At 70.1% G+C, this 432-nt stretch carries 1 protein-coding gene; it reads right to left on the bottom strand.

Features of this window, described 5'->3' with window-relative positions; all coding sequences use genetic code 11:
* Positions 1–127: 127 nt before the first annotated feature.
* On the bottom strand, positions 128–432 hold a 305-nt coding region (locus AC2JF9_RS09555; protein ID WP_500727310.1), incomplete at its 5' end, for a DUF72 domain-containing protein.

Below are 432 nucleotides of genomic sequence, written 5' to 3'. Positions count from 1 at the left end.
GACAATGGCCGCGTGCTGGTGGAAGCTGGCGCGGATTTCCTCGCCGTGTGCGCGGGCGTCTGGAACCACCCGGACGGTCCCGCCGCCGCCGTCGCGGCTTTTCAGGACGTGCTGAAGCGCTGACCCGTCACGGTCCCGGCAGGGCCTGCCGCACCATCGCCTTCAGCGTCTGCGCGTCGTGGATGGCGTGGGCGTGGATGTCGTTGTTGAAATAGGCACAGACGGTGCGGCCGGACTTCGCCTGCTCCACCATCCAGTCGGTCCAGCCGAGCAGCCGCTCGTCCGGATAGCGGCCCCAATATTTGCCCTCGCCGCCATGGAAGCGGACATAGGCGACCGGCCCCACCGCCCGGCGCCCGCTGGCCGATCCCGGCATGTCGTGCGCGCAGAAGGAGGCGCCGTGGCGCTCCAGCAGCGCGAACGTCTCCGGCA

The sequence above is a fragment of the Lactobacillus sp. C449L genome, assembly GCF_059900815.1.
This window is presented reverse-complemented; position numbering and strand designations above follow the sequence as displayed.